The 25,303-nt window shown below is 69.9% G+C and carries 38 protein-coding genes and 1 pseudogene; 6 read left to right on the forward strand and 33 right to left on the reverse strand.

Going from position 1 to position 25,303, the window contains the following annotated elements; genetic code table 11:
- Positions 1–88: 88 nt before the first annotated feature.
- The 11 genes from ACFPLC_RS26680 to ACFPLC_RS26730 form a co-directional block, all read right to left on the reverse strand.
- Positions 89–316, reverse strand: a complete 228-nt coding sequence (locus ACFPLC_RS26680) for a hypothetical protein (RefSeq protein WP_378198428.1) — start codon at positions 314–316, stop codon at positions 89–91.
- The gene (locus ACFPLC_RS26685; RefSeq protein ID WP_378198425.1) at positions 313–1,032 is read right to left on the reverse strand and encodes a hypothetical protein; all 720 of its coding nucleotides are present in this window, start codon (positions 1,030–1,032) and stop codon (positions 313–315) included. The genes ACFPLC_RS26680 and ACFPLC_RS26685 overlap by 4 nt, the downstream gene beginning before the upstream one ends.
- The gene (locus ACFPLC_RS26690) at positions 1,029–1,412 is read right to left on the reverse strand and encodes a hypothetical protein (RefSeq protein WP_378198422.1); all 384 of its coding nucleotides are present in this window, start codon (positions 1,410–1,412) and stop codon (positions 1,029–1,031) included. Before ACFPLC_RS26690 ends, ACFPLC_RS26685 begins: the two co-directional genes overlap by 4 nt.
- Entirely contained in the window at positions 1,409–1,747 is a 339-nt protein-coding gene (locus tag ACFPLC_RS26695) for a hypothetical protein (protein WP_378198419.1), read from the reverse strand. Before ACFPLC_RS26695 ends, ACFPLC_RS26690 begins: the two co-directional genes overlap by 4 nt.
- Positions 1,744–2,424 (reverse strand): hypothetical protein, encoded by a 681-nt coding sequence (locus ACFPLC_RS26700; RefSeq protein ID WP_378198417.1) that lies wholly within the window; start codon positions 2,422–2,424, stop codon positions 1,744–1,746. The genes ACFPLC_RS26695 and ACFPLC_RS26700 overlap by 4 nt, the downstream gene beginning before the upstream one ends.
- Positions 2,418–3,236: a hypothetical protein gene (locus ACFPLC_RS26705; RefSeq protein ID WP_378235946.1), complete on the reverse strand. Its 819-nt coding sequence runs from the start codon at positions 3,234–3,236 to the stop codon at positions 2,418–2,420. Before ACFPLC_RS26705 ends, ACFPLC_RS26700 begins: the two co-directional genes overlap by 7 nt.
- Entirely contained in the window at positions 3,209–3,517 is a 309-nt protein-coding gene (locus ACFPLC_RS26710) for a hypothetical protein (protein WP_378198409.1), read from the reverse strand. Before ACFPLC_RS26710 ends, ACFPLC_RS26705 begins: the two co-directional genes overlap by 28 nt.
- 2 nt (positions 3,518–3,519) lie before the next feature.
- Complete coding sequence (locus ACFPLC_RS26715; protein WP_378198406.1) at positions 3,520–3,960, reverse strand: hypothetical protein; 441 nt, start codon at positions 3,958–3,960, stop codon at positions 3,520–3,522.
- The gene (locus tag ACFPLC_RS26720) at positions 3,960–4,730 is read right to left on the reverse strand and encodes a hypothetical protein (protein ID WP_378198403.1); all 771 of its coding nucleotides are present in this window, start codon (positions 4,728–4,730) and stop codon (positions 3,960–3,962) included. Before ACFPLC_RS26720 ends, ACFPLC_RS26715 begins: the two co-directional genes overlap by 1 nt.
- Before the next feature lie 143 nt (positions 4,731–4,873).
- Complete coding sequence (locus ACFPLC_RS26725; RefSeq protein WP_378235947.1) at positions 4,874–5,152, reverse strand: hypothetical protein; 279 nt, start codon at positions 5,150–5,152, stop codon at positions 4,874–4,876.
- The gene (locus tag ACFPLC_RS26730; protein ID WP_378198397.1) at positions 5,149–5,382 is read right to left on the reverse strand and encodes a helix-turn-helix domain-containing protein; all 234 of its coding nucleotides are present in this window, start codon (positions 5,380–5,382) and stop codon (positions 5,149–5,151) included. The genes ACFPLC_RS26725 and ACFPLC_RS26730 overlap by 4 nt, the downstream gene beginning before the upstream one ends.
- Positions 5,383–5,630: 248 nt before the next feature.
- Here ACFPLC_RS26730 and ACFPLC_RS26735 point away from each other — a divergent pair, with 248 nt between their 5' ends.
- Positions 5,631–6,053, forward strand: a complete 423-nt coding sequence (locus ACFPLC_RS26735) for a helix-turn-helix domain-containing protein (RefSeq protein WP_378236283.1) — start codon at positions 5,631–5,633, stop codon at positions 6,051–6,053.
- Between the two features lie 2 nt (positions 6,054–6,055).
- Here the strand turns inward: ACFPLC_RS26735 and ACFPLC_RS26740 are convergent, their stop codons facing one another.
- Entirely contained in the window at positions 6,056–7,522 is a 1,467-nt protein-coding gene (locus ACFPLC_RS26740; RefSeq protein ID WP_378198392.1) for a recombinase family protein, read from the reverse strand.
- A 94-nt stretch (positions 7,523–7,616) separates the two neighbouring features.
- Here ACFPLC_RS26740 and ACFPLC_RS26745 point away from each other — a divergent pair, with 94 nt between their 5' ends.
- The gene (locus tag ACFPLC_RS26745) at positions 7,617–7,871 is read left to right on the forward strand and encodes a hypothetical protein (protein WP_378198574.1); all 255 of its coding nucleotides are present in this window, start codon (positions 7,617–7,619) and stop codon (positions 7,869–7,871) included.
- 85 nt (positions 7,872–7,956) lie between these two features.
- Here the strand turns inward: ACFPLC_RS26745 and ACFPLC_RS26750 are convergent, their stop codons facing one another.
- The 3 genes and pseudogenes from ACFPLC_RS26750 to ACFPLC_RS26760 all read right to left on the reverse strand — a co-directional run bounded on the left by ACFPLC_RS26750 (position 7,957) and on the right by ACFPLC_RS26760 (position 9,631).
- The gene (locus ACFPLC_RS26750; RefSeq protein WP_378198571.1) at positions 7,957–8,277 is read right to left on the reverse strand and encodes a hypothetical protein; all 321 of its coding nucleotides are present in this window, start codon (positions 8,275–8,277) and stop codon (positions 7,957–7,959) included.
- A 305-nt stretch (positions 8,278–8,582) separates the two neighbouring features.
- A complete protein-coding gene (locus ACFPLC_RS26755) occupies positions 8,583–8,765 on the reverse strand; it encodes a DUF397 domain-containing protein (RefSeq protein ID WP_378198568.1) in 183 nt (60 codons plus the stop codon).
- Positions 8,762–9,631, reverse strand: a pseudogene (locus ACFPLC_RS26760) (helix-turn-helix domain-containing protein). The gene ACFPLC_RS26755 and the pseudogene ACFPLC_RS26760 overlap by 4 nt, the downstream one beginning before the upstream one ends.
- Before the next feature lie 148 nt (positions 9,632–9,779).
- Here ACFPLC_RS26760 and ACFPLC_RS26765 point away from each other — a divergent pair.
- The 4 genes from ACFPLC_RS26765 (at position 9,780) to ACFPLC_RS26780 (ending at position 12,211) form a co-directional block, all read left to right on the forward strand.
- A complete protein-coding gene (locus ACFPLC_RS26765) occupies positions 9,780–10,013 on the forward strand; it encodes a hypothetical protein (RefSeq protein WP_378198563.1) in 234 nt (77 codons plus the stop codon).
- On the forward strand, positions 10,010–10,834 hold the full coding sequence (locus tag ACFPLC_RS26770) for an SAM-dependent methyltransferase (protein WP_378198561.1): 825 nt from the start codon (positions 10,010–10,012) through the stop codon (positions 10,832–10,834). Before ACFPLC_RS26765 ends, ACFPLC_RS26770 begins: the two co-directional genes overlap by 4 nt.
- A 410-nt stretch (positions 10,835–11,244) precedes the next feature.
- A complete protein-coding gene (locus ACFPLC_RS26775; protein ID WP_378198558.1) occupies positions 11,245–11,643 on the forward strand; it encodes a hypothetical protein in 399 nt (132 codons plus the stop codon).
- 28 nt (positions 11,644–11,671) lie between these two features.
- On the forward strand, positions 11,672–12,211 hold the full coding sequence (locus tag ACFPLC_RS26780; RefSeq protein ID WP_378198555.1) for a hypothetical protein: 540 nt from the start codon (positions 11,672–11,674) through the stop codon (positions 12,209–12,211).
- Positions 12,212–12,281: 70 nt separating this feature from the next.
- On the opposite strand, the gene ACFPLC_RS26785 is transcribed toward ACFPLC_RS26780, so the two are convergent.
- Genes ACFPLC_RS26785 through ACFPLC_RS26870 form a run of 18 tightly spaced genes read right to left on the reverse strand, consistent with a single transcriptional unit; the run spans position 12,282 to position 25,275 of the window.
- Positions 12,282–12,545 carry a hypothetical protein gene (locus ACFPLC_RS26785; RefSeq protein WP_378198552.1) on the reverse strand — a complete coding sequence of 88 codons (264 nt, stop codon included), beginning with the start codon at positions 12,543–12,545 and terminating at the stop codon, positions 12,282–12,284.
- A complete protein-coding gene (locus ACFPLC_RS26790) occupies positions 12,542–13,543 on the reverse strand; it encodes a GH25 family lysozyme (RefSeq protein ID WP_378198549.1) in 1,002 nt (333 codons plus the stop codon). Before ACFPLC_RS26790 ends, ACFPLC_RS26785 begins: the two co-directional genes overlap by 4 nt.
- A gap of 3 nt (positions 13,544–13,546) precedes the next feature.
- Positions 13,547–14,218: a hypothetical protein gene (locus ACFPLC_RS26795; RefSeq protein ID WP_378198546.1), complete on the reverse strand. Its 672-nt coding sequence runs from the start codon at positions 14,216–14,218 to the stop codon at positions 13,547–13,549.
- On the reverse strand, positions 14,215–14,448 hold the full coding sequence (locus tag ACFPLC_RS26800) for a hypothetical protein (RefSeq protein ID WP_378198544.1): 234 nt from the start codon (positions 14,446–14,448) through the stop codon (positions 14,215–14,217). The genes ACFPLC_RS26795 and ACFPLC_RS26800 overlap by 4 nt, the downstream gene beginning before the upstream one ends.
- The gene (locus tag ACFPLC_RS26805; RefSeq protein ID WP_378198541.1) at positions 14,441–14,962 is read right to left on the reverse strand and encodes a hypothetical protein; all 522 of its coding nucleotides are present in this window, start codon (positions 14,960–14,962) and stop codon (positions 14,441–14,443) included. The genes ACFPLC_RS26800 and ACFPLC_RS26805 overlap by 8 nt, the downstream gene beginning before the upstream one ends.
- 2 nt (positions 14,963–14,964) lie before the next feature.
- On the reverse strand, positions 14,965–15,750 hold the full coding sequence (locus ACFPLC_RS26810) for a hypothetical protein (protein WP_378198538.1): 786 nt from the start codon (positions 15,748–15,750) through the stop codon (positions 14,965–14,967).
- Complete coding sequence (locus ACFPLC_RS26815) at positions 15,750–16,880, reverse strand: hypothetical protein (protein WP_378198535.1); 1,131 nt, start codon at positions 16,878–16,880, stop codon at positions 15,750–15,752. Before ACFPLC_RS26815 ends, ACFPLC_RS26810 begins: the two co-directional genes overlap by 1 nt.
- The gene (locus ACFPLC_RS26820; protein ID WP_378198532.1) at positions 16,880–17,524 is read right to left on the reverse strand and encodes an SGNH/GDSL hydrolase family protein; all 645 of its coding nucleotides are present in this window, start codon (positions 17,522–17,524) and stop codon (positions 16,880–16,882) included. The genes ACFPLC_RS26815 and ACFPLC_RS26820 overlap by 1 nt, the downstream gene beginning before the upstream one ends.
- Positions 17,521–18,783: a hypothetical protein gene (locus ACFPLC_RS26825; RefSeq protein WP_378198529.1), complete on the reverse strand. Its 1,263-nt coding sequence runs from the start codon at positions 18,781–18,783 to the stop codon at positions 17,521–17,523. Before ACFPLC_RS26825 ends, ACFPLC_RS26820 begins: the two co-directional genes overlap by 4 nt.
- Before the next feature lie 12 nt (positions 18,784–18,795).
- Entirely contained in the window at positions 18,796–19,659 is an 864-nt protein-coding gene (locus ACFPLC_RS26830; RefSeq protein WP_378198526.1) for a phage tail family protein, read from the reverse strand.
- Positions 19,659–22,256 (reverse strand): phage tail protein, encoded by a 2,598-nt coding sequence (locus ACFPLC_RS26835; protein WP_378198523.1) that lies wholly within the window; start codon positions 22,254–22,256, stop codon positions 19,659–19,661. The genes ACFPLC_RS26830 and ACFPLC_RS26835 overlap by 1 nt, the downstream gene beginning before the upstream one ends.
- Positions 22,237–22,413: a hypothetical protein gene (locus ACFPLC_RS26840; protein ID WP_378198521.1), complete on the reverse strand. Its 177-nt coding sequence runs from the start codon at positions 22,411–22,413 to the stop codon at positions 22,237–22,239. Before ACFPLC_RS26840 ends, ACFPLC_RS26835 begins: the two co-directional genes overlap by 20 nt.
- A 32-nt stretch (positions 22,414–22,445) precedes the next feature.
- Positions 22,446–22,946, reverse strand: coding sequence for a DUF7426 family protein (locus ACFPLC_RS26845; RefSeq protein WP_378198518.1), 501 nt, complete (start codon positions 22,944–22,946; stop codon positions 22,446–22,448).
- Positions 22,947–22,957: 11 nt separating this feature from the next.
- Entirely contained in the window at positions 22,958–23,731 is a 774-nt protein-coding gene (locus tag ACFPLC_RS26850; RefSeq protein WP_378198515.1) for a phage tail tube protein, read from the reverse strand.
- 11 nt (positions 23,732–23,742) lie between these two features.
- Positions 23,743–24,177, reverse strand: coding sequence for a minor capsid protein (locus ACFPLC_RS26855; RefSeq protein ID WP_378198512.1), 435 nt, complete (start codon positions 24,175–24,177; stop codon positions 23,743–23,745).
- The gene (locus ACFPLC_RS26860) at positions 24,174–24,524 is read right to left on the reverse strand and encodes a hypothetical protein (protein ID WP_378198509.1); all 351 of its coding nucleotides are present in this window, start codon (positions 24,522–24,524) and stop codon (positions 24,174–24,176) included. Before ACFPLC_RS26860 ends, ACFPLC_RS26855 begins: the two co-directional genes overlap by 4 nt.
- Positions 24,521–24,844, reverse strand: a complete 324-nt coding sequence (locus ACFPLC_RS26865; RefSeq protein WP_378235944.1) for a hypothetical protein — start codon at positions 24,842–24,844, stop codon at positions 24,521–24,523. Before ACFPLC_RS26865 ends, ACFPLC_RS26860 begins: the two co-directional genes overlap by 4 nt.
- Entirely contained in the window at positions 24,826–25,275 is a 450-nt protein-coding gene (locus ACFPLC_RS26870) for a hypothetical protein (RefSeq protein WP_378198504.1), read from the reverse strand. The genes ACFPLC_RS26865 and ACFPLC_RS26870 overlap by 19 nt, the downstream gene beginning before the upstream one ends.
- Between the last annotated feature and the right edge of the window lie 28 nt (positions 25,276–25,303).

A 25,303-nucleotide genomic window follows, 5' to 3' on the forward strand; every position in this document is an offset into this window, starting at 1 on the left:
AGGTCGGTGTAGGGCCAGCCGTCGTGGACGGGTGGCGGTGCGTCGGCGGCCCGGCGCAGGCGAGCCGCAAGCCGGGCCAGGCGGGTCCTCACGGCGTGCCCGCCTTGCGCCAGCTGTCGACGGCGTCGCAGACCATCTGCACGCGCCGGGGGCCCAGGCCGGACACGCGGGAGAGCGCGGACTGGATCGCCGGCGCCGCGCGGTGAGCGTCGACGAGGTAGGCGACGGCCTCGGCGGTGGTGTGGCCGGCGATCCGGAGCGGGGTGGTCTGGTGGTGGCTCAGGCCGTGCGCGTGCAGCTCTTTCAGTTCGGTCACGACTTCCACCCGGCCTTTTTGGCTTCGGCGCGGATCTGGTCGAGCAGCTTCGCCCAGGGCTCCGGCGGGGACGGGGGTACAGGTTCCGTCGGGACGACGGCACGCGGGTACGGGTGGCCGCACTCACAGGCCCGCGGTTCGGTGCCCGGAGCGTCCACGGCGTAGCGGTGTTGGTGCGGCGGCTTGGCCTGCTCGGCGGCAGCCAGCTTCGCGCGGAGTTCGTCGACGGTGGCGTGCAGCTGTTCGGCGTCGGCGTCGCGGCGTTCGATGATCGCGCCGCGGGCCTGCACCTGCTTTTCCAGCTCGGTCACGTGCGCGGTGAGGCGCTCGACGTCGGCCCCGGCCGCAGCGAGCTTTTCGCGCGCCGCGGTGAGGTCCTTCTCCAGCAGCTTGAACGCGGCCGTTCGCTCCTCGAGGGACTTGTCCCGCGCGGCGAGGTCTGCCTTCTGCCGTTCGATGACCTTGCCGCGCGTCTCGGCGGTCTTGCGCAGCTCCGCGATGAGCTCGCCCAGGCGCTGCTTGTCGTCGAGCAGCTGCTGCACCTGGCCGCCGTCGACGGGCCCGGCGGGCGCCTGGCCGAGCAGCGGCCGGACGGCGTCGGTGATCTGCTTCAGGTAGCCGGGTGCGGCGGGTTCGTCGCCGTGGCGGCGGGCCCAGCGGTCGTCGGCGCGGCGGACAACGTCGTCGAGGTCGGCCGGGGCGAGCGTGGTCGTCATGGCTGCACCGGCCGGTGGGCGAAGCACTCGTCGTGCCAGTCGGCCAGGAGCACGCACACGAGGCGCATGTCGCCGCCGAGCAGCAGCGGCCGGAATCCCTGGATGTAGGCCGTCGTCGACGCGGTGGCGTAGCACGCACCACCGAGGACCGTGCAGTCCTCGGTGAAGTCCTGGGCCACCACCGGCCGGGAGGTCGGCGAGTGCACGGTCACCAGGCCGTCGGCCGGGGCCGGGTCGTCGCCGCACGTCCAGGCCAGCTGGACGGCGCCGTTGGCGTTGTGGGCGATGATCGACAGGTCGCCGTCGGCGATCTGGCCGCGGAAGCTGAGCCCGGGGATGTAGAAGGTCGACGGGACAAGTTCGTCCACTGTGGTCGTCACGATGCCTCCAGAGCGGGTTTGCGTTGGTGGTAGTCGCCGAGGTCGTCGAGGTAGACGGGGCCCCAGAGCCAGTGGTCGAACGGGGTGAGGGCGGGGTCGGCGGTCGGGTGGACGAGCCAGCCGCGGTCGTAGTGCTCGGCGCGCTTGTTGGTCACGAGACCGTGGCAGCCGGTCGTGCCGTCTCCGCAGAGGTGGACGATGTTCGACGGCTGCCACGGCCCGCCCTGGCCCCGGCCCTTCCGGTGGTGCAGGGACTCGGCGCGGTGCTGGCCGCAGATCTCGCACACACCGGACGAGCGGACCGGGACGAACTTCCTGCACCGGGACTCGCTCACGTCTTCTCCAGGTGCTGGATGAAGCCGCGGAGCGTGGCCGGGTCGGCGGTGCTCCAGTCGACTTTTCCGTTGGCCCACTTGTCGAACTCGCGCAGCACGTGGATGAACTTCATGCGCTTGCGGTGGCCGACCTTCTGGGCCTCCTTCTTCAGCTGCTTCACCGTCTGCTCGACCGGACCGGCGGTCGACTCCTCGCCAGCGGGTTCCGGCGAGCCGTGCTGTACCTGGGCCTGTTGCCGCCGGAGGTACAACGCGACCTTGAAGCCTCGCTCGGCGGCGATCCGGATCGCGTGGCCGATGGCGATGAGCGCGGCGTCGCCACCCTTGCGGCCGTCGGCGTGGCCGTAGCCCTTGCGGCGCACGCCTTTCACGATGAGCCAGATCCAGAAGCCGCCGTACTCGTCGAACACCGGCAGTCCGTCGGGCCCGACCGCGAACGGTTCGTAGTCCCATTCCGGGTCGACGGAGAACAGCCGTTCGGTGACCTCGGCGTGCCCGATGTACTGGTGGTGCTCGTGGGCGGTGGTGATGATCTGGCGGCAGGTCTCGCACGGCTCGGCGTGGTGCTCGGCGCACTCGCGGAGCTCGCAGTCCCGGCACACGATGATCGGCTTGTGGCCGATCGCCTCGGGTGGGAACGGCGCCGCGAGTGCGTCGCGGTCTTCCTGGGTCAGCATGGCTGCTCGTCGAACGGGTTCGGCAGCTTGACCGCGCCGGAGCGGACCAGCTCGACGATGACAGCGGCCGCGTCGTCGTCGGGCAGGAACCGGACGGTCGACGGGGCTTCCTCGGCGATGACGATGCCGGGGACGTCGGTCTCGCCGCCGGGCCCGAGCGGCATCTTCGCCAGGTTGGACGCTTCGAGGATTTCGGCGCGCAGCTTCGGGGCGACGCGGTCGCGGGCGGTCATCAGGTGTCGGCCGCCGTTGGACCAGAGGAACGCCTTTACCTCGTCCTCGGGCGCGGTGATATCCGCATCGGCCTCGACCGACTTCGGGTAGTGCTCGCGGACCCACTCCAGCAGCGCGCCGGCGTCGCCGACCTGGGCGGTCTTCTTCGGCGCGGACTTCGAGACGGCGCCGAGCTTGGTCACGCCGTCGGGGGCGTAGACCATCTTCCGGTCGCCGCGCGCCATCACCTGCTCGGCCTCGGCGCGCACCGCCTGTAGGCCTCGGTGGCGGCGTCGGCGGCGAGCTTGCGCGCGGCGACGCGCAGCCAGAGGTCGGTCACGGTGGGTCCTTTCGGTGATGAACTGCTCGTAGAGGTCCGCGGCGTTGACCCGCGTGCCGTCGTGGGCGACGTAGAACTCGGCGAAGTCCTCGTCGTCGGCCTGGTCGAGGCGGTCGTCTCCGGCGTCGATGCGGGCGATGAGGTAGCCGACGCCTTCGGCGTGGCGGGTCGCGCGCAGGTGGAAGGCCACGCTGCGCTCGATCGCGGCCAGCTCCGGGTCGGCGGCGGCGGTCACCGCTGCGCCCCGGCGTCGCACCACGACGCGGGCTCGTCGCACGTCGGCCGGGCGGCAGGCGTGCCGTCCTCGCCGGTGCGGCAGCCCGCCGTGCTGAGCAGCACCGCGCCCGCCGTGACGGCGGCGAGGTGGAGCCGGAGCGAGCGGCGGAGCCCGCGGGCGAGCCGGGCGGCGCGCGGGTCTTCGGGCGGCTCGGGCGCGGCCGGGGGCGTGGTCTCCGGTTCGGGCGCCGGGCGGGGCGCCTCGAACTCGGAGACATTCTCGACCCAGCGGGCCGCGTCCTTGAACTTGCGGACGATGCCCATCGTCAGAACCTCGTTTCGAATTTCGTCCAGCGGCCGTCGCGGCCGAGGTGGTCGATGTGGATGTCCCGGTCGTCGTGCGCTTCGCGGCGGAGGCGGTCGAGCAGCGGCTCGGCGATCCGGAGCGGGCCGCGCCCCCAGAGGCAGCAGCGGCAGCCCTCGACCGGCTCGGTGAGGACGTCGCCGGGCGGGCACGGGCCCGGGTCGAGCACCGGGTAGGCGCGCCAGCGGATCCAGTGGCCCTCGTGCTGGCACCACGGACACGGCCGCAGCTCGCCCTCGTGCGCGACGGCCTGGTAGGTGCGGAGGTAGTCGCCGAGCGTGCCGGCGGAGCCGACCAGCGACGGGAACGCAGCGACAGCGGCCACGCTGACCTCGACCGCGGATCGGCAGGCGCGCTGCACGACATCGGTGGGCAGGGTGAGGAGCACGGTGGTGGCGGACATCAGCCCATCACCAGCCAGGCCACGAACCAGGTGGAGACGACGGCGGCGAGGACCGACAGCGCGAGGACGCGGGGCGGGGTGAGGTTGCGGCGCAGCCAACCCGGCTCGTCGGCGAGGTCGGCCTCCAGGTCGGCCCATTCGTCGGCGGTGTGCGGTTCGGCGAGGTACTCGGCGACGTCGTCCGGGCTCGGCATGTCCTCGATGGCCGCGAGGAGACGCTCGGCGCCTTCTCGGTCGGTGAGGATCTTGGCGACCGGGATTTCCGGGAGCGTGCCGCCCAGCGCAAGCGGCTCGGTCGGCAGGTCGACGCGGGCGATCGTCTCGGTGGGCCGGTCGTCGGCCGGGACCGCGCGGTGCCGGCCCGTGCTCTCCGCCGTCTGGTCCTCGGCCGCAGCGCGGCGGCTGTCGAGGACGTCCTGGCACACCTCGATGTCCATCAGGGCGCGGTCGCGCAGCTCCGCGGGCAGCGTGGGGAACGCCGCCTTGAGTTTCTCGATGGTGTCCTGCAGCAGGTCGGCATCGGCGTCGAACAGGAACGCCTCGGCGTCGGCGGCGTCGCGGACCCGCTCGACCACGGCCTCCCGGCCGGCGTCGGTGATCTCGAAGCCGCAGTCTTCGGTCCAGCGGACCAGGCCAAGGCCTTCCAGGTTGGTGAGGGTGCTCTCGTCGCGGGCGACCGGCGGCCGGTAGGCGACCCCGCCCGGGGTGGTGTCGGCGAGCAGGGCCTCCAGCTGCTCCAGCTGGACGGCCGTAAGATGCGTGGTGATCAAGAGGAGGTCCTTTCCTCGGGTCAAGCCCCGGCTTCAGGGCTCTGCCTGCTCCGCGCCCGGCATGGCGCGGGGCAGGCCTTTCTTCTGGGGGTCGTGCACCGGCGGTTCAGGCGGTGTCGGGTCACGCCTGAACCGCCGGCAGATCAGGCAGCCGCGGACACGCGGCGAGCGGTGAGCCGTTCGTAGGCGGGCGCGAAGATCGCGCGGAGGTGGTCTTCCTGCTCCCGGGTGAACGGGGGAGCAGCGGCGACGAGCTCGTCCACGTACGCCTCGATCTCGGCGCCGAGGTCGGCGTGTACCCGGGTCGGGGAACGCGTCGGCCGCGGCGGCGCGACCGGGGTAGTCGGTCCCGGACGCCGCGTCGGGTACGCCGGGCGTGTCGGCGCGGGCTGCGCAGGCTGCGGCTGCTGCGGCGACATCACGCCGCTACCGGGTCCGGCTCGCGGATTCGCTCGACGTCGACGCCGAGCGCGTTCGCCATCCGTTGGAGCACCTCGCGCGACACGCGGGGGTTGTAGCCGTTCTCGACGTTGTAGACGGTCTTCCAGGCGACTTCGGCCTTCTCAGCGAAGGTGCGCCTGGACATGCCCTGGCTCACCCTGATCGCCTCGATCTCGGCGCCCTTGGGGATCGGGTTGGGAACTCTTGCCATGCGAGTCACCTTAGGACTCTTTAGGACTATTGACAAGTCATCTCAGGTCGAGGGTTAATGAAGACGACATAAGGAGTCCTAAGGAGTCCTTGATTCGGGGAGGGTACGTGCGCCACGTGAGAAAGATCCGCAGGTCAAGACCCAAAAGTCGCATAGACAGCACCAGGCCGTTACGGCATGCTGTCTACGTGTCCGAAGGAGTCGTAAAGAGTCCTAGTGCCGCCCAGGAGCGCCTCGCGCTGGGCGTCGTGGCCGCGCGCGAACAGCTTCAGCTGACGCAAGAGGAGTTCGCCGAGAAGGCCAGCCTCTCCCTGAAGACCGTGCAGCGCGTGGAGCTCAAACGCGCCGCTCCGCAAGCCAAGACCTTCAACGGACTGGACCAGGGCGCCGGCTGGCTCCCCGGTAGCGCCCGGCTGCTCTACGAAGAGGGGCGCGAGCCCGTCGAGATCGGCCGGGTTGCTGAGTCGGCCTCCGGCGGGCGGCCGGCCGGGTTGCTCGAGTCCTGGACCGACGAGGAGATCGAGCGCCTCCGCGGTGCAACTCGTCAGCAGATCGCGGACGAGGCAGCCTCGATCGCGAAGTTCGCGGGCGAGGACGCCCACTTCAGGTTCCTGCACGACGTCGCGTTGATCAAGCTCGCTGCGGCCGGCGCCGACTCGGCATCACGGTGAAACTAGCTGGCCGCCGCTGAGGACGTGAACTCGATTCGCACGCTCCGCGGATCCGGGCGGCTTCGCGTTGCCGCCCGGTCCAGGTGCACGGTTATGATCGAGCGCACCACCTCGCGCCGCTGTGCAACCGACAGCTCGTCATCCCACACGGACGCTGCGTCGCCCTCGACCAGCCGGGTGATTAGCGGCGACTGCGCGGTCCGCACAGCGGCCAGCTGCCGCTCGGCCTGCTCGATCTGCGGCAGGTACTTCCGTTCCATGCGCGCGAGCCCGGCCGGTGAAAGGCGCTCGTCCTCGTCGTCGGACTCGGCCTGCTGGTAGTACTGCTCCATCTGCAGCTTGAGCATGGCCAGGTGGTCTCGGGCGCGGCGCGCTTCGTCGGAGGTGTCGCGTAGGTACAGCCGACTCGCGTCCTCCCGGTCCATCCGCTTGATCACCGCCAGCCGCACGATGCTGTCGACGAAGGCCTCGCCGCGCATCACGCAGTACTTCCCGCTGCACTGGTACTTCGGCCCGGTCTTGTGCGGGAGGAACCGCAGCGATGCCTCGCACACCGCGCACCGAGCGAGACCGGTCAGCAGGTGCTTGATCGCGCCGTCGCGCTGCTGCCGTTTGGCTGGGTCGTTGAGCCGCTCGACGAGCTGGTGATGCTCGTCGATGGTCAAAAGCGGCTTCCAGTCGCCCTCGCCTACGACCGCGCCCTGGTGCACTCGCAACCCCGCCAGTGCCGGCCGGGTCAGGGCCTGCTTGAGCGTCGCGTTGTGCCACTGCTTTCCCCCGCGGGGAGTCGGCACCTCGCGTGCATTGAGGTCGCGGATCACCGCGTACACGGTCTCCCCGGCGACGATCCGGTCCGCGACCTCCCGAACAAGCGGTGCGGTCACCGGATCGGGCTCCTGGCCGGCCAGCACGCCGGTCCGCTCGTCGTAGACCCGGCGGTACCCCCATGGCGCCGATCCGACCGGCGGCCTACCGCGTGCCGCTCCGCCGCGGTGACCTCGTGCCGCGCGTTCGGAGATCTGGTCGGCTTCGTCCTCGGCACGGAGCGCGTCCAGACCGGTCCGGAACCGGTCCTCGCGCTTCGACATGTCGAAGATCGTCCCGCCGTACCACCACAGCACACGGGCATCCGCGCAGGCGTTCCGCAGACCGGCGTAGAACTCCAGCTCTCTCGTGGCGCGGGAGAACTCCACCGTCATCAGCATGTCGACCTGGCCATCGGCGATCAGCTGCGCGACCTCCGGCCAGCGTTTGCGGGCCTTCTTCGCGTGGCGCGACGCCGAGCCGCTCTCGACGATGACCGCGACGACGACGTACCCTTCGCGCTCGGCCCAGGCGCGGCACTCAGACACCTGGCCTTCGGTCGACTTCCCGCGGTCGACGGACACGCGGGCGTAGATCACGACGCGGTTGCCGCGCTTCGGGACCGGGGTTACAGCGTCGATCAGTTGCTTTTTCGCAGGTCGCACGTTATAAGTGTATACGTAATCCGCTGGTCCCAGAAGCGCCTATAGACACTTAACGCTCTCTGGCCGGCGGCCCACTGCCCACCGGGAGCACTCGATGACCGCCGCCACGGGAGGCTATCGCCTCTTCGCCATCCGCCTGATGGTCGCCCGAGCGAGCCTCATCAGCTTCGTCACGCTGGCGCTCGTCCTTGGATCGAGTGTGGGCCACCTTGCGATCCAGGAGCGGAACTGGCCCGCCCGAATCGTCATGCTCACCATTCTCGCGGGCATCTGGTGTAGCTTCTTCGCACTGGCCGCCGTGCACGCTCACTCGCCACGCCAGCTGCGCCGGATGAAAAAGACGCATTAGACGCCCCCCCCCGCAGTTTCAGGACTTCGGCCCGAGGGCTGCGGAGGGGGCATGGCCGGGGGAGCGGCCAGCCTCCGGTCACGCATCACTCGTCGTTCAGGTCGAGCAACGCGTTAAGCCTGTCGATTTCGCTCATCGCCAGTTGTTGCTTAGGCGAGAGCGGGCGCGCAACGATTTCAGTAGCCCCGGATGGTCTCCGGGTCAGGAAAACGACGCCAGCGATCCAGAACCCCAGCGTGATCAGCATGTGCAAGTTGGCGAGCGTGGGCGGCCACTGCCACTCGAACGCGAGGATCGCGTGCGGGATGACGAAGACAGTGCTGACTACGGCGGTGGCGAACATCCAGATATGGATCGTTTGCGGCACGGCGGAGTTTTGAACCTGTACCTGCGTCTGGTTGCTCACGGGTGGTTACCTCCTTTAGGGCATTGGGATGACCCGGTTGCACCAGAGGTATCTCTGACCCGTGACCGATCGTTAGGCGACCTCAGCGATGTTTTCGGGATTTACCTCGTACGGCCGAAGATCCAGGTCACGCGACGGTTGCAGATCGGTACGGGGTTCACTTTCAGCATCACTTCTACTACGGTGACGCGCTTCGTTGCTCCTTTGGGGAATGTCCCCAATGGACTGGTGCAGATGCATTAGTCCGGTTGAACGGCGACGCCCCCGGCACCGTACGGGTATGCCGGGGCGTCGTTGTGTGCGTGTTACGCCTGGCGCAGCTGCTCGATGAGGCCGCGCCACCCGGCAGCGGGCAGCTTGAAGTACCCGCCCTCGGGGTCCTTGCTGTCGCGCACGGCGGCCTGGTCTCCGAGCTTCGCGACCTCGACGCAGTTGTCGTCGTTGCTGCTATAGCTGCTCTTGGACCAGGCGTTTTCGGGTATCGTCATCCTTTCTCCATCTCTTCAATGGCGGTGGCGATGCGCTCGGCTGACTCGTCTTTGCTCAGCGCCACCGCCTCCCCGGCATCCACTGTTCTGGCGTACTCGGCCAGGTCCTCGCTTTGGTCGAGGATCTGGCCACTTCGCCGGGTTCCGAGGTGGACGATCGACAGCGCGGCTTTGTCGCGCGGCTCGATCATCGAGAACGCACCGGTCATGCCGGGGTACCAACCAGCGCGGTCGGGCACGATGCGGATCGTGGCGTTCGACTACTCGGTCGCGATCTTGTGCAAGAACCGCAGGGCATCGGCCATGACCTCGCGTCCACCGATGCACTTGCGGAGCGCCGCTTCGTCGATCAAGGCCTTGTAGGTCACCGGCCGGCGGGTGCGGTTCGGGTCGATGACGGCGCCACGGCCAGCGCGCATCGCGACGCGGGCGCTGATCTCGTGAGCCGGGACGGTGCCGCCGGACATGATGGCGCGGGTGTAGCCCGAGTCCTGCACCAGGCCGGGAAGAAGCACGAGCGCGCCGTCGGTGATGGTGGCTGCGTTGGCTTCGAAGTCGGCGAGGGCGGCGTTCATCGCGGCCTGCTCGCTCAGGGTGGTGGCGGTCCAGCCGTGCTGGGCTTCGTCGCCGTTGACCATGGCGACGATCTGGTCGAAGCGCTCGCCTCGAACACCCAAGAGGGTCAGCATCCGCGCGACATCCTCGACCTTCACCGGCGAGATACCGGTCTCGATCCGCGACAGGTGCGCCTTCGAGATGCCCACTTCGTCGGCGAACGCCGTCAACGTGACATCGCGCTGAACGCGCTCGGCACGCAGGTGAGCACCGATTTTCGCGGACTTCGCGGAGGCCTTGTTTTCTGCCATGGAACGAGGATAGAGCAGGCATCCAGCGGATACAGCGTCGCCCGATCGGCTCACTTGCGACGGTCGTTCCCTTGTGTTCCACTTGTTGTGGAACGAGAGGGAACGTCAGGTAACGCCCTCTACCTCGAACTGTACCGCGGGGGCGGCGATGGAGATGCAGGTACGCGGGTGGCGCGAGGAGCGCACCGCTTGGGCGTTCGACACGACCGGGCGGCGGATCCCGATCGTGACCGGGCTGACCACGAGCGAAGGCCGGACGGTCGCCGTGCTGGCGGTCGCCGACGGGCCCAGCGTCATCCTCGACGGCGACGCGTCCCAGCTGCGCACCAACATCGTCCAGACCCTCGAAGACCTCAAGGACGCGCGACGGGCGGGCCGATGATCGTGCACGAGACCAGCGACACCCGGCAGTCCCGTGCGCGTATCTGGAACGCGATGCTCGGCGGCGGCGAGGCCTACGAGGACGACCGATTCGTCCTCCAGAAGCTGAAGGCCATAGCGCCGGACGTCAGCCTGCTCGCGGTCCACGAGGTGGAGTTCATCGAGCGGGCCTGGCGGCACATCGTCGGGCGCCGCGGCATCCGCCAGGTCATCTACTGCGGCGCCCCGATCCCGCCCGGCGCGCCACCGCACGCCGCGGACCTCGAGTCCATCGCCCTCGGCCGCCTGGAGCGGGTGGTCTACCTCGAGCCCGATGCGGTACTGAGCGCCAAGGGCGCCGGCTACCTCGCCGACAACATCGCGACCGTCCGGCACGTCGACCCGCTCGATCTGCCCAAGGTCGACGCGAAGCTGAAGCACTACCTCGTGTGGGACGAGCCGGTCGCGATCGTCGCACCCGGCGTGCTGCACTGGCTCGGCGAAGACGCGGCGCGCGAATGGCTGCGGGACCTGAGCACGATGTTCCCGCAGGGCGGCTACCTGATCGCGTCGCACTTCCTCGACCCCGAACCGGCAGACCCGGCCGTGGTGGTGCTCGTCGAGCAGCTGATCCAGCGACTCGACAGCACCGGCGTCCTCGCCGGCGGATTCTTCCGCCGGGCGGCGGCGATCGAAGCGCTGTTCGACGGCTGGGACCTGATCGGGCCTGGCGTCGTCCCAGCGCGAGACTGGTGGCCGCACGGTCCGAAGCTGCTCCACATCGAGACGCCGTGCGACCGGCTGATGGCCGGGGTCGTCGCGACGATTCCCCGCTCGCCCTGATCAGCCCGGCCGGCGCGCGACCACCCCTCGCACGCGCCGGCCGGGTGCCGCGCCCCACAGGGGGTGGCGCGGCACGCTGCCGGGCCCGCGCCCCTCGAGGGCCCGGCAGCACTCCAGCTCCGCCCGCCCCACCCCGCTCCCCGCACGGCCTGCAGGGTCCGCGTCGAGGGGCGGGCGGACCAGACCGCGCCCCGTCGCGTACGGGCGGGCGCGGAGCCGGACCCCCAGGCCCTCCCGCCGGGGGTCCGGTCTACAACTCCACGCCGGCCGCGCCGACACCCCGCCAGCCCCCGCGGAGGTGGTCATCCCCGGGCAGCGGCGGCACCTCGCGCACCGGTCCCGCACACCGGCGCGCCCGCCCGGCCCCCGAGCTGCAGACGAGGGCCGGGCCCGTTTCCAGGGAGCCATTCGTGTCGCCGGAAATCGCCGCCTACCTGCTCGCCCTCGACCTCTGCTTCCGCTACGCCGACGGCGCCACGATCCAGGAGATCGTCGCCGCGACCGGACTCAACTACCGGCAGGTGAGGGAGACGTTGCTGGCGTTCGGTGTGACGCTGCGGGCGCCGAAACCGCGGATGCCGCCGGCGCCGCCGGGCATGGTCGATGCGTACGTCGTCCAGCGGAAGTCTCTGGCGGAGGTCGGAGAGCCGTGGGGGTGTCGGCCGAGACGGGGCCAAACGGATGCTGCAGCAGGCGGGAGTCACGATCCGGCGCCGCGGCCGTCAGCCGAAGTCGTAACGACGGACATGATCCACCGAAACCGAGTGATCCGGAGATTTCGTAACAGCTGGCACGCCGCCAGCGACTGATCGTCTGCAAGTGGACAGAGGGGACACCATGAAGATCCGTACGTCGCTCGTCGCCGCTGCAGCCGCCGTGCTGCTGCTCGCTGGCTGCGGCTCGCCGCCCGTCAACACCGGCAGCGTCAGCCCCGCGTCCGGTGGGGCGCCTGCGAGCGCCGCGGCCGCCGACGCGAAGAAGCCGCCGACCTGGGGCGAGCGCTACACCTGGCCCAACGGCGTCGCGATCGAGGTCACCCAGCCGGCCGGGTGCAAGCCGGGCCAGTATGCCCAGCCGCCGAACATCGAACGCGCCGTCACGCTGCAGGTGACCGTGACCAACGGCTCCGACAAGCCCTTCGACGCGACCCTGCTCTCCACCGCGCAGGCCCAGTTCGGCGGCGCGCACGCCGATGCGGTGTTCGACTCGAACGGCAAATGCAAGAACTCCACGATGAACGGCGCCGCCACGGTGCTGCCCGGGAAGACCCTCAAGCTCGACATGAGCTTCGCCGTCGGCAAGGACCCGGGCGAACTGCAAATCGAGCTGCAGCCGGACTTCGTTGGCGACAAGGCCGTGTTCGTCGGCCAGGCCTGACACACCGCGACAAAAGCGGCCCCTCGCACCCGAAGGTGCAAGGGGCCGCTGTCGTGTGCCTGCGGCGAAATCAGCCCGGATCGGGCGGCGCCTCCGGAGCACTGCCGGGCGCGGGCTCGTTCGCCTTGGCCCGGTACACCGCCGCCGGCGCGAGGACTGCGGTGCCGACCCCGAGGATCAGCACCGCGGTGGCGGTGTCGATGTGCACCCCGGCGAGCGCCAGGACGCCGACGACCGCGGGCGGGGTGAGGGTGCCCCACACCGCGGCCGTGGTCTTGCGGATCCGCGGCAGCGCCGTTCGGACGGTCCGCCACCAGGCGGCGAGCCGGATCACTGGCTGACCGCCTGCGTGGTGGCCTGCGCGTCTGGCCCGCTGATGGGTTCGATGTGGAGCTGGCCGGACACCTGGATGCTCTCGGCCACGGCCTTGGTGAGCATCTCCTGCATCTTCTCCGGCGTGATGTCCTTGTCGGTGGCCAGCTCCGCGAGCGCGGCCGCCACGGCGTCGGCCTTGGCGTTCGCCGCGAACGCCTGGCGGAGGAGCTCCACCAGGATGTCGACGATGTTGCGGTCGCCGAAGATGAACGAGCGGGGATCTTGGGGGTCGTGCGGGGTCGCGAGGACCTCGTAGCGCACGGTGTCGCGGGTGCCCGCGTTGATCGCGCCGAGCTTCGAGTCGATCACCTGGGATACCCAGGTCTTGAACGTGGCTTCGTCGGGCATGTCGTCTTCTCCGATCAGGTGTGCGGTGGTGTAGGCGCGGTTCATGTCGACCGACCCGGCCGAGCCCGGCAGCGTGCCGGACGAGCTGAACTGGTGGACGTCGTAGTGGCCCGTGTACCGGGCGCCGTCCTCCGGCTTGAGGCCGCTGTACCGCGGCGCCCAGATCACCGGGTCTTCGGGCCATTCGTCCGGGCGGCAGGCCTGCAGGAGCCAGAGGTCCATGTAGATCGCGGGGCGTACCCCGCGGGCGCGGGCCCGCGAGCAGAACGACCGACCTCGGGCCGTGGCGTTCGTCTTGTTCCAGCCGTCGCCCTCGATGTCCGTGGCCGGTGCGACGCCGGTGCCGCCGAGACGCTGACACTCGCCCCACAGGACGTCGAACGCCCGCCCGCCGTCGGTGCTGGCCGAGGCGAACTCGTACCCGCCGAAGGGGAGACCGAGCCGCCGGAACAGCGCTGCGTGCGCGTCGGCGGTCCACAGCTTGCCGTCGGCCTGCTTGCGGTAGACCGCGGCGCCGTCGGCCATCTTGATCCATCCGAACGAGACGTTCGGCAGCGCGTTCGTGCCGCGCTGGTAGTACGGGTGGAGATCCACCCCAGTTCCGGACATGGTTCAGTCCCTCCGTCGGAGCGTGGGGCCGGTCGGCAGCACCGCCGACGGCGTGGTGGTCGGCGGCGGCGTAGCGGGTGCGCACGCCGCATCCCCGGCCGGACCCTCGTCGATCCGGGTCCGGCCGTCGGAAAAGTCGTTGAAGTTCCGGCACCGGCCGTCGGCGTCGCGGTCGAAGTACTGGCGCGTGACCGAGACGCCGTCGGCGCCGTCTTTGCCGTCGGTTCCGTTGGCGCCGTCCTTGCCCGGCTGCCCTGGCTGGCCGTCGACACCGTTGGTGCCCGGCTGGCCGGGTTGCCCGTCCTTGCCCGGCGCCCCGACGCACTGCGTGGCGGTCAGCAGGCACGGCGGCGTCTGGCCCGGCTCGCCGCGCTGCCCGGTCGCGCCCGTGGCGCCCACGGCGCCCGGCTGGCCGGGCGCAGCCACCGGGACAGCGCCGAGGCCGCGGACCTGGTCGGCAAGCTTCCCGACGGCCTGCTCGGCGGTGTCGGCCCGGGCAGTGAGTGCGGTGACCTTGTCTGCGAGGGCGTCGTTCTGGGCACGGCCGATGAACACGGCGGCGGCGAGGGCGAGCACGCCCAGCAGCAGCAGGCCGCCGGAGAGCCAGATGCGGAGGTGCCCGCGGTGGTCCTTCGATTCGCGGGCGGCGCGGTCGATCACGTCATCGCGCGTCATGTGTCCTCCTCACCGAGCTGCCGGATCGCCTCGGCGATCTCCTCAGGTGTGAGCTCGCCGTCCTCGGCCGCGGCGGCGAGTTCCTTTGCGAACCGGGACGCGCCCTTGCTCGCGGCGGCGGGCCGTTCGCGCCCGGAGGTGCGGATCGCGGTGACGAGTCCGGCAACGCCGCCGAGAATCGCGGCGACCATCCCTCCGATGGCGACGAGCAGCTGAGCGAGGTCACTCACCGACACCTCTTCCGTGCCCTGTAACGGCCGTGCGAAGCACGGCGATCCGGTCTGGCGGTGCGGCGTCGCGCGCGTGGGTGTGCGCGGCGCGTGCTTGGGCGACGAACTGCTGTTTCAATTCGATCGCTTCGGGGTGCAGCGGGGATTCGACGGCGACCCGGCGGCATGGGTGGGCGGCACCGCGGGTAGAGATGCGGTGCCGGAGTTTCGCGCGGGCGCAGCGGGCGAGGTGGTCGGCGCGGGCGGTGTCGATGTCCGGCGCGTCGTGTAGCTGGTGCCCGCGCGACCAGTCCTCTTCGGACAGGTACGGCTCGGCGAGCACGATGTCCAGCAGGGTCGCGGTGTCGGTGGGTTCGATGCCGTACTCGGCGGCCCGCCACTCCAGAGTCTCAAGGGGGAAGAAGTGCCGGAACCGCATCACGGTGCCGTCGTCGGCGGTGCGCACGCCATCGACCGCCCAGATTTGCTGGCCACCCTCGGCGACGACCTGCGCGTCGGTGTGTTGAACTCGCATGATCACGTCCTAAATACCCAGAGGTGGAAGGTGTTGCTGGACCCGCCGCTGGCGGTGACTTCGAAGCCGGTGGCGCTCGACGCGGTGACCGCCCAGTAGCAGTCAGCTAGCGGCCCTTGGCGAGTGGCGATAGGCCGCATGGTGCCGAGCATCGTCGCGCCATAGGAGATCACTCCGGTGATCGGGCCAGCGCCCAGCGACATCGAGTTGACGAATAGCGCGGAATGGCCGCCGTTCGCGTCGGAGGTGCCCCACTTCCCTCGGATGTAGACCCGCTCGTCGTCGTAGAACCGGATGTACGCGTCTGCGCCGGTGGAGTTGAGCTGATGGCCGAAGACGCTGTTCCCGCTGTAGAACGAGACCTTCCCGCCGGTGATCCCCGAGCCGTCTTGGGCCTCGCGCTGTTGCACGAAGTTGGCCCCGAACATGGTCATCGATACGCGGTCGCTGCTGCTGGCGTCGTCGTAGAACTCGATCCGGGCGGGGCCGCCGGGGTTCGGGTTGATCGCGACACGCTGGCTGGCCCCGCCGCCGGACACACTCGCGAAGATGATGTTTCCGGCTCCGTCGCGGATCCGGATGACCTGGTTCGGACCATCGGGTCCGATGTAGAGGATTTCGTTGTCGGTCGGGCCGAGCATTTTGAGGAAGGCGTTGTTCAGCAGCGTCAGGCCGCCGGCGGCGATGGTGGCCGAGGACAGCCCCACTGCCTTCCACAGGCGGGAGATCTGGTTCTCGACGCGCTTGAGCCGGTCGAGGATGTTGGTGGGGAGGCTGATCTGTCCCATCAGGCAACTCCGTCCAGCAGCGGCGCGAGCGTGAGGTCGACGCGTTCGGCGTCGGCGCCCGGCTTGAAGCCCATGTCGACGATCCTGACCGGGCCTTCGAAGCCGGCGCGGTGGAACGGGTCTGGGGGGAGCACGAGCCAGCCGTCGTCGCCGCGGTTGACCTCGGCGGCGGTGGGGGAGACGTCGCCGCGGACGACGATGGTGGGCAGCGCGACCGGCATCCGCGCGGTCTGCTGGTCGGCCTCGGCGTGCCCGTCGAGGGTGTCCTCGTCTTCGGCGGACCCGTACTGCTTTTCCAGCTCCAGCAGGGGGAACCCGTCTGCGTACTTGCTGGTGTCCTCCGACACCGAGATCGGCATCCCGAGCTCGACGCCCTGGCCGGTCGCGAAAGCCCGTGTCGCCATGCGGGTCCCGTCGGAGGGCCAAGTGTAGGAGGCGACGTTGCCGCCCATCTCCCACCGCCACGCCGAGCCTTGCTGCCCCAGCCACGGTGTGCCGACCCGGAGCACCCGCCGGGGCGCCGCTGTGCCGGGGGCGACGTCGAAGACGAGGTCGGGGCCGTCGATGACGTTGCTCAGGTTCTCCAGGGCGTGGCCGACGTCGGTGAGGTCCCACCCGTTGTAGGTCCGGTCGCGGGGGATGTTCGACAGCTCGGTGTCGGCCGGGACGACGAGGATGTTCCCGCCGGTGTGCGTCTGTGCGAGCGCGACCAGCCCGCGGGCGATGTTGTTCTGGTCGGCGTTGGTGTAGGTCACCGACAGGCCGGCGACGGTGGTGAGGTCCGGGCTGCCGGGGATCAGCGGCAGGACCTTGCGGTGGTCGAAGTACGACCACCACTCGGCCGCGCCGAGCGCGACGGTCTGGGTGGCGCTGTCGTACTTGCGGGTCCAGACGATCCCGCCCCACATCGGCCGGTCGTCGCGGAACGCGTAGATGACGCGCCGGCACGGCATCGACAGGTCGTAGGGGTCCAGGTGCGCCGTCTTCGCGCCGAGCTTCCACGTGCCGTTGAAGGTGCCACAGTCGTTGAGCGGCTTGTTGAACGACACGTTGGTGAGCCGGATCTCCTCGAGGATCCGGTTCGTAGCCAAGTCGGCCAGCAGGTAGGTGTAGACGGGATTGGCGACCATCACGCGGCCCCGCACATGCCGAGCAGGAAGGCCCGCACCGCGGTGTACATGGTGTTCTGGCCGGCTGCGTTGAGGTGGACCCGGTCCGGTGTGGCCTGCTGGTACCGGTCGTCGCCCGGGAAGTACCACTCCAAGCCGAGGTAACCGGCGCCGTTGGCGGCGGCGAGCGCTTGGATCGCGTCCCGGTACGGCGCCTGGGGCCCGCGGGTCGCGGTCAGGTCCGGGTTGTACACCCACGGGGTGTGGATGAACGCCAGAGTGGAGCCCTCGGACAGGGCCCGGATCCGGTCGATGATCTGCTGGTACTGCGACGCGAACAGTGCCGGCGGGATGCCCGCAGCCCAGTCGTTGATGCCCCAGCCCAGCAGGATCAAGCTCGGGTGGTGGACGGTGAACTCGACGTGCCCGGCGTACCTCGCGCCGGGCAGGTAGTCCGCCGTCGCGCTGCCAGGGATGGCGCCGCCGATCCACACCTGCGTCCCGGGCGCGCCGTCGCTGCGGAACGAGTCGCCGAGCATCTGGTGCCAGCGGAGCGGGGGATCGACAGCGCCGCCCTCGAAGAGGGAGTCGCCGAGCAAGTGGATGGTCGGCGACCCGGCCGCCAGCGCTGCAGGCCACGCACCCGGTGTGGCTGGGCGGGTCACAGGATCACCGCCGTGTTCGGCGGCGCGACACCGATGTCTTCGATCATGAGGAGGATGGGCGACGCCGTGTTGTCGCCGTACACCTGGACGGTGCCGCTGCCGGTGTTTCGCTCGCCGGTCAGCAGAAAACTGGCGGTCTGGTTGGCGCCGGGGATGTAGGTGGTGTCGACCTTGGCTTGGACTGCGGCCCCGCCGCCGTTGATCAGCTTGCCCTCAGCACGGGCGCCCGATAGCTGCGAGCTGTTGGGGTCGCCTGCGATGGCGACACCGGTTGTGCTGATCCACACGTTGAGGCTGTCGGTGTCGTTGGCGGTGCCGAAGAGGTTGATGGCGCAGGTGAACACCCGGTACGCCCGCCCGGACAGGAGCGAGACATTGTCGATCCGCAGGACGTTGGTCGGGTTGCCCGCGGTGGATGAGCTGGTGCGCTTGCCGTAGGCGATGATGCCGCGGGCGGGGACCCAGGCGGTGCCGGTGTAGCGGTAGAGCTGGCCGTCGGTGGTGTTCTGCGCGTACTGCCCGGCGTACGGGTTGGTGATGCTGGCGTTGCTGGCGGTTTTGACGAACGCGGGCGCGCGCCAGGCGGTGCCGTCGTAGACCTCGATCCAGTCGAGGTCACGCCGGTAGATCTGCTGCCCGTCGAACGGGTTGGCCAGCGCGGCGCGTTCGGTGGCGTCGGCGACGGGCAGCAGGCCGCCGACGGTGACCGCGGAGGGGAGCGCGACGTTGGCGATGTTCGCCGTCTGGATGGTCGTGGCGTTGGCCGGCACCGTGATGCGGGCGAGCAGCACGTAGTCGGCGCTGCCGGTGACGGTCGGATCGAGCGGGGTCCCGGCCGGGGTACCGGTGACGCGCTTGACGACCATGTTGCTGTTCGCGTCGCCGAAGAAGGTGTCGGACTGCTGGGCGATGATCAGGTCTATCCGCGCGTTCGACGGATCGGCGGCCGTGCCGCCGTTGGCGGGGTTGAGGACGTCGATGTCCTTGATCGAGTCGAGGATCATCGTGTAGGTGCCGCCGCCGCGGCTGGACTGCCGCACGTACCGGAACGGCTGGACGTGCACGGTGGTATTCGCGGTCGGCAGGGTCGCGAGCACGCTGCCCGGCACCGCGGCCGTCCCGGTGGGGACCATCCCGGAACGGGAGGTGACCGCCCCGGCCGGAGTCCACAGCGCGGCCATGGAGTGCCGGACGTCCTCGGCGCTCTGCACGCCGACGCCGGAGACCTGCTGTACGGCCCAGGAAGCTCGCTCAGCCACGGGAATTCCCCCTCACATCGAGGTCGAGTAGTAGAGCGCTTCGAGCTGGCCGAGCCCGTTCGCGCTGGTGAATCGGACCCGCGTGGTCCCGACTGGGAGGGTGAACCAGCCGCGGGTGATCAGCTGGTTCGAGCGCGAGACGCCGTCGGGGAACAGGACGCTGCGGTCCTCGTAGGACAGCAGCAGCTGCGCGCCCGACGGCAGCGCGTAGGCCGGATCGAAGGCCAGCTGGGCGCCGGTGTCCGCGTTGGTGATCACGGGCCCGGTGCACGGCCCGGTAATGCGGAAGACCGGCTGCGCGGGGGCGTTGCCTGCGTTGGTGAGCCGAAGCTCGCCGCCGGACTGCCCCGAGCCGTAGACGAGCGGGTAGACCAACGGGTAGATCAGGCCGCCGGTGCCGCTGGTCGGCGGGCTGACGGGCCCGGCGATGATCTGCGGGAGGTGCAGCTGGCGGGGGTTGGTGGCGCGCCACTGGATGGCGCCCTGGCTGTAGCCCATGCCGTTGCTGCGCGGCGATGGGATGTTGCGGCGGATGACGCGGGCGTTGACCATCGCCTTGACGCCGTCCCACTGCACCACCAGCGGCTCTTCGACGGGGTTCTCTGACGGCGCGGTGGCGGCCCGGAGGGCGCGCTGGGCGGCGCCGAAGTCCGCGGTGGACAGCGACATGGTGAACGACAGCGTGACCGTCCGGCGCCCGACGAGCAGCTGACCTGGCTGGGAGCCGTGGTAGTTGTCGAACTCGATGTCCCCGTCTCGGGTCTCCGGCAGGTCGAGCCAGCCCTCGAGGTCGGCGTACCGGTAGGCGGTGCCGGCGCCGAGCAGCAGCCCGCGCCATTCGACCTGGCCGTCCTTGGTGATGAGCTCGCCGGCCATCAGCCCCCCGTCCGCGAGAGCCAGTCGAGGTCCTCGGCGACCTCGTGCGGAGACGCGTCGGCCGGCGGGTGGTAGTTCTCGATCTGCACCGTGGCGCGCTGCTGCTGGTCGATGACCTTCTGCAGGAACGCGGTCATCTGCGTGGCGTCGAGCTGGCCACCGCCGCGGTAGAAGGCCTGGGCGAGGTCGTCGTTGTAGCGGTCGACGTTCGCGCTGCTGCCGCGGTAGGAGAAGTCTTCGAAGACGTCGCCGCCGTTGTTGATGCGGTCGAGGATTTCCCGGGCCGCTGCGGCCATTCCGGAGGTGTTTGTGGTGATGGTTCCGGCGATGGTGTCGGCGACTCCGGAGACCCACGTCTCGATGGGCTTGAATCCGTCCTTGAGGCCAGCGTGCAGGCCGCTCATGATCGCGAGACCGGCGGGCACGAGCAGCTGCCGGTCGTAGGGCAGCGGGCCCTTCAGGCTCCTGATCTTGTCGGCGATGCCGCCCACGAAATCCCACACCGCGCCCACGGCGGACTTGAGACCGTTGAGCAGGCCGCGGATGATCGCGGCACCGGCGTCCCAGAGCAGGCTCCCGAGGTTGCCCAGGCCGTCGAGGATCCGGCCGGGGATCGAGCGAACGAAGCCCCAGACGCCCTCGGCGGTGCTGATCATGGTGCTGATGAACCAGCGCCACGCTGCCCCGGCGGCGTTGGACAGCATCGACCCGAGCGCCGAGATCCCGTCGATGATCCGCTGCGGCAGCGTCCGGACGAAGTTGATGATGTTGAAGATCAGGTCGACGGTGGTGTTGAGCGCCCAGTTCCACGCGCCGGTGAACAGCCCGACGAGCAGGGACCCGATCACGATCAGCCCGTCGACGACTCGGCCCGGGAGCTGTACGACGAAGTCGACGACCGCGTTCACGCCGGCCTTGACGGCCTCGACGGCGAAGTTCCACGCCGCGACCAGCAGGTCCCACAGCAGCTGCCCGAGCTGAGACACCACCCAGATGATCTGCAGCGGCAGTGCGATGACTTCGGCGATCACCCACTCGATGCCCTGCACCACGGCGTTGAGCGCGAACTGGAACGCGGCGGTGAAGGCGTTCCACAGCGTGCCGGGCAGGCTGGCGAGGAAGCCGCCGATCTTGCCCGGCAGCGACGCGAACCAGTCGATCACCGAGGAGAACGCGGACCCGATCTTCGACCCGAGGCCGGCGAACCAGTCGACGATCCCGTTCCACACGTTGACGATGAAGTCGCGGATGTCGCTGATCCGGTCGGACGTCCACTTCCACACCGTGTTCCACAGGTCCACGAAGAACCCGGCGATCGGCTCCCAGTAGGTGATGATCGTCGCGACGATCGCGATCAGCGCGCCGATCGCGAGGATGATCAGCCCGATGGGGTTGGCGTCGAGGGCGATGTTGAGCGCCCACTGCGCGGCGGTCCACACGCCGAGCGCGATCGCGAGCGGGCCGATCCAGTCGATGTTCTGCTGGATGAACGTCGCGATGTTGAGCAGCACCGGGGCAAGGAACGTGATCGCTCCAACGAGCAGCGGCACCGCTTGCGTGGCCAGCTGCACGAATGCGCCGAGCAGCGGCGGCAGCAGCGGCGCGACCGCCTGCAGGGCCGCGGTGAGTACCTGGCCGACCAGGGCGGACACCTGCGCGATCGCGTTGGCGAGGGCGACCAGGACGTCATGACCCTGTGCGGTCTCGAGGAAGTCGCGGATGGCGGCGACCGCGACGCCGATGGTGCCGCCGAGCCCGACGCCGGCGTCCTGCAGCGCGCCGAACACGTCGGCGAAGATCCCGATGACGTTGTCGAGGATCGTGCCGAGGCTCCGGAAGGCGTCGATCGCGGTCTGGATCCACTGGGTGATGTTGCCGGTGTCGGCCATCCGCTGCACCCAGGCGTTGAACCGCTCTGCCGCCGCGCCGGCCCCGTTGGTCAGCTGCAGCAGGATCGGCATCGCGACCGCGCCGATCCGGATGAACGCCGCGATCACCGGCGCGGCGGCCTTGCCGATGTTGTCCACCAGCCGCGCCGTGAACGCGAGGATCGACTGCAGCTGAGCCGACTGGGCACCGGAGTTGAGCATCGCGGTGACCTTGGTCGCGACACCACCGACCGCGGTCGCGATCTGCTGGAGTCCGCCTTGGAGCTTCGGCAGCAGGCCCTTGAGGTTGTTCACCGCGGGGATCAGCGCCGACTCGAACGACTTCGAGACGTTCGCCTTCAGCCGGTCCAGCGTCGGGTCGAGCGCCTCGAAGGCTCTCTTCGCCCCGTCTGCCCCGAGCTTCACCGCGGCCATCACGCCGGCGGCCGCGAGCCCGGCCGCGACCGCGAGGCCCAGCGCTCCGGACATGGAGGCGAGCAGCCCGACGACGGACACGAGGACGTTCGCGCCCGCGCCGACGGCGGCGATCTTCGTGGCGAGGGTGACGAAGCCCTTGGCGGCCCGGCCGACCGCGTGCTCGATCTCGTTGAGGTCCTTGTTGCCCGCGCCGAGCCGCTTCAGCTGCGCCCGCGCGGCCACGAGGCCGGCGTTCCACTGCTTCCGGTCGAGCTTGAGGTAGCCCACCAATTCACCGATGTTGAGCGCCACGGGCCACCTCCTCTTCGGGTGCGAACTTGCGGGTGATGCGGGTGTCGCTGGCGAGCAGGCCGAGGATCCGGGCGCGCAGCCACCGCCACGAGCGGGTGGTGAGCAGCTGGTGGTCGCCGACGTCGAGGCCGTAGGTCTCGTGCAGGTCGGCTTCCACCAGCTGCCACTCGCTCAGCAGCTGGCGCCAGGTCAGGCTTTTGCCCTCGGCTTGCGCGCGGGCGGTTTCGCCGACGTCGTACCAGCGGTGGAGGTCCGACGCTTCGTCGTAGTCGCCGCGCCCCGTGACCCCGCGCGGCGTGCCGCGCGGTTCGGGGCCGGGGCTTCCCCCGTCAGCGCACCGCTCTTGAGCGCGTCGTCGGCGGCCTCCTCGCCGATGGCGAAGTGGATGAAGCAGTAGCGGGCGAGCCGCTGGATCTTCGTCCACTTCACGCCGTCGGCGACGAGCTCGGCGAGCGTGTTGCCGAGGACCATCTCCATGAAGTCCCGCTCTTTGGCGTCGTCGAGGTCGAGCTTCTCGACGTCGGCCTCGTCGACGTCGGCGCCGGACGCAGCCTTGACGCCGACGTTCGCCAGCGAGGCCAGCAGCAGGCCGGTCTTCGCATCCGGCGACTCGACGCGGTAGGTCTTGCCGTCGATCGGGACATCGATCGCGTCGTCGTCGAGGAACGACGAGAGATCCTTCAGTGCCATCGCCGTGTGCCTTACGCGTAGGTGTACTTGGTGAGGGCGGTGTTCGCCGAGGCGCCGGCGCCGTTGGTGACGACGACGTCGACCGCGCCGGCCGCGTGCGCTGGGGTGATGGCGACGATCAGGCCGTCGGAGATGAGGTCGTAGCTCGTGGCGTTGGTGCCGCCGACCTTGACGCCGGTCGCTCCGGTGACGCCCGTGAAGTTGTTGCCCTTGATCCGGACGAGCGCACCGCCGGCAGTCGAGCCGCCCGCCGGGGTCAGCGAGGTGATAACCGGGATCACGGCGCCGGTGTTCGGGTGGGTGATCTGGTTGAGCTTGCCCTGGCCGTCGAGAGTGACCGACACGAGGTTGAGGTCCTCCATCTTGCCGCCGTCCGGCGACCAGGAGACCGACGCCCAGCCCTCGTAGGCCTCGACACGGGGGCCGCCGGGCTGCATCTCGTAGTAGCGGATGTGCACGCTGTTCGCCGGGCCCATCTGCCCGATCGCTTTGGTGCGGAGGAACTCCTGGCCAACGTCGTACTGGGTGCCGTCGGCGACCTGGACCTTGCGGCCCAGCTTGGCCTCGACCGACCATGCTTCAGCGGTCTTGGTCTTGGACTGGAAGCCGCCCGAGTCGAAGTCGCCGTCGTCCTGCTTCGTGGATTCGAACGCGGGCTTGAACTCCGTCATGCCGAACACGCCGACCCAGGTCGGGTTGACGGTGCTGCTGGAGGTGTCAACGTCGAGGTAGTACTGCAGCATCGTGGTCGATGCGCCGAGCGGGACCTTGGTGGTAGCGGGCATGATCGCTTCTCCTATGTGCGGTAGGTCGAGGGCCGGTGGACGGTCAGGTAGTAGTTCTCCGAGCGCTCCCACCGGTTGCTGTCGTCCCGGCCGAGTGGGGCGCCGGACTGGTGCAGGGCCTGCACGATGTGGACCGTCCCGGCCTGGAAGGCGGTGCGTCCGTGCAGCAGGTCGAACACCGCCCCGGCGACGTCCTCGACGTCGTGCGGGTCGGCGCTGCCGCGGCAGCGGACCTGCAACCCGATCACCGAGTCCGAAAGGGACGCGTCGTCGGTGACCGTGTACGTGGCGAGCACGATCGCGCGGTCCGGGCTCTGGGGCATCGCCGCGAAGAAGATGCCCGTCTCGCCCGGGGCGTACGCGCTGCCGTCGGCCCGGTAGGTGCCGACGCCGCCGCCTGCGAGCAGCTGCGCCAGGCCGTCGAGGAGATCGCCGGTGAAGCTCACGCGGTCCTCCGACGGATCGCCGCAGCGATGATCTCCCCGATCGTCTCGGCCTCTTCGTTGGCCGGGCCCTCGAGGTACTTCGCCGTGCGGCCGGGCGCGTGCCGCCAGGTGAGCTCCTCGTGCTGACGGCAGGCGTACACGGTGTCGTAGGACACCGCTGCGGTCAGCGACTCGCGGTCGGAGCTGGCCACGCCGGACCGTTCGAGGGTGCCTTCCTCGAGCGGCACGCGCGCACGCGACGCCTGCAGCAGGTGCTCGGCGCCCTGCTGCAGCCCGTTGAATGCGGCCTCCTCCACGAGGAAGCCGACACGCTCGCCGTTCCAGTCGAGGTCCCACTTGATGCTCACGTGCAGCTCACCTCCACATGCGACGGAACCGGGAGGTCGCCGCCGTCGCGGTCAGCGCAGGTGATCACGGTCGCTACCCGGGTACCGAGGTCGATCCGGGATTCCGGCGGGGCGACGGTGCCGGGCTGGCAGTACACGGTCGCCTCGGAGACGACCTGGTTGCCATTCGGCGCCCGGACGAGGCGCCGCTTGTCGTCGCGGAAGCACGGCACCTCGACGGGCGCCCCGTACACCGGTCCGTTCGCGCCGTTGCCCTCGAACGGCTCGATGGTGACGGTGTGCTGGAGAAGGAAGTCCGGGATCACAGCCAGCCCTCCCACAGGTACGAGGCGACGATCGACCCGGCGAGCACGCCGGCGTCGCGTAGCTCGGTCTCGGCCTTCGTCGCCAGCCGCGGCCCGCCGCCGCCCGAGCCGCCGCGGTTGCTGCCGTTGCCTGAGCCGCGGCTGAGCGACAGCGACCCGATGGACACGTTCGTGAACTGGCCGGCCGTGCCGTCCTCCTCGCCCGGGTTGGCGACCCACCACAGCGCCTGCGCGCACGTGGCGTTCTGGAACGCCGTCCGGACCGCGGTGTCGGTCGGGTAGCCGTCGACGTCGGTGGCGTAGATCGCCGTCTTGGTGGCTCGGCGGATGTCCTTCGACGCGGAGGTGAGCAGCCGCGTGGCCTCGGGCTCGTCCGGCACGCGGGTCTTGAGGTTCGCGGGCGCGTAGTCGACGAGCTGGGTACGGGTGGCGTAGACGAGCGGCACGGGGTGTTCACCTCCTCCGAAGGGGTTG

Origin of the sequence: Amycolatopsis plumensis (assembly GCF_042652605.1) — a bacterium.
Classification (GTDB): Bacteria; Actinomycetota; Actinomycetes; order Mycobacteriales; family Pseudonocardiaceae; genus Amycolatopsis; species Amycolatopsis plumensis.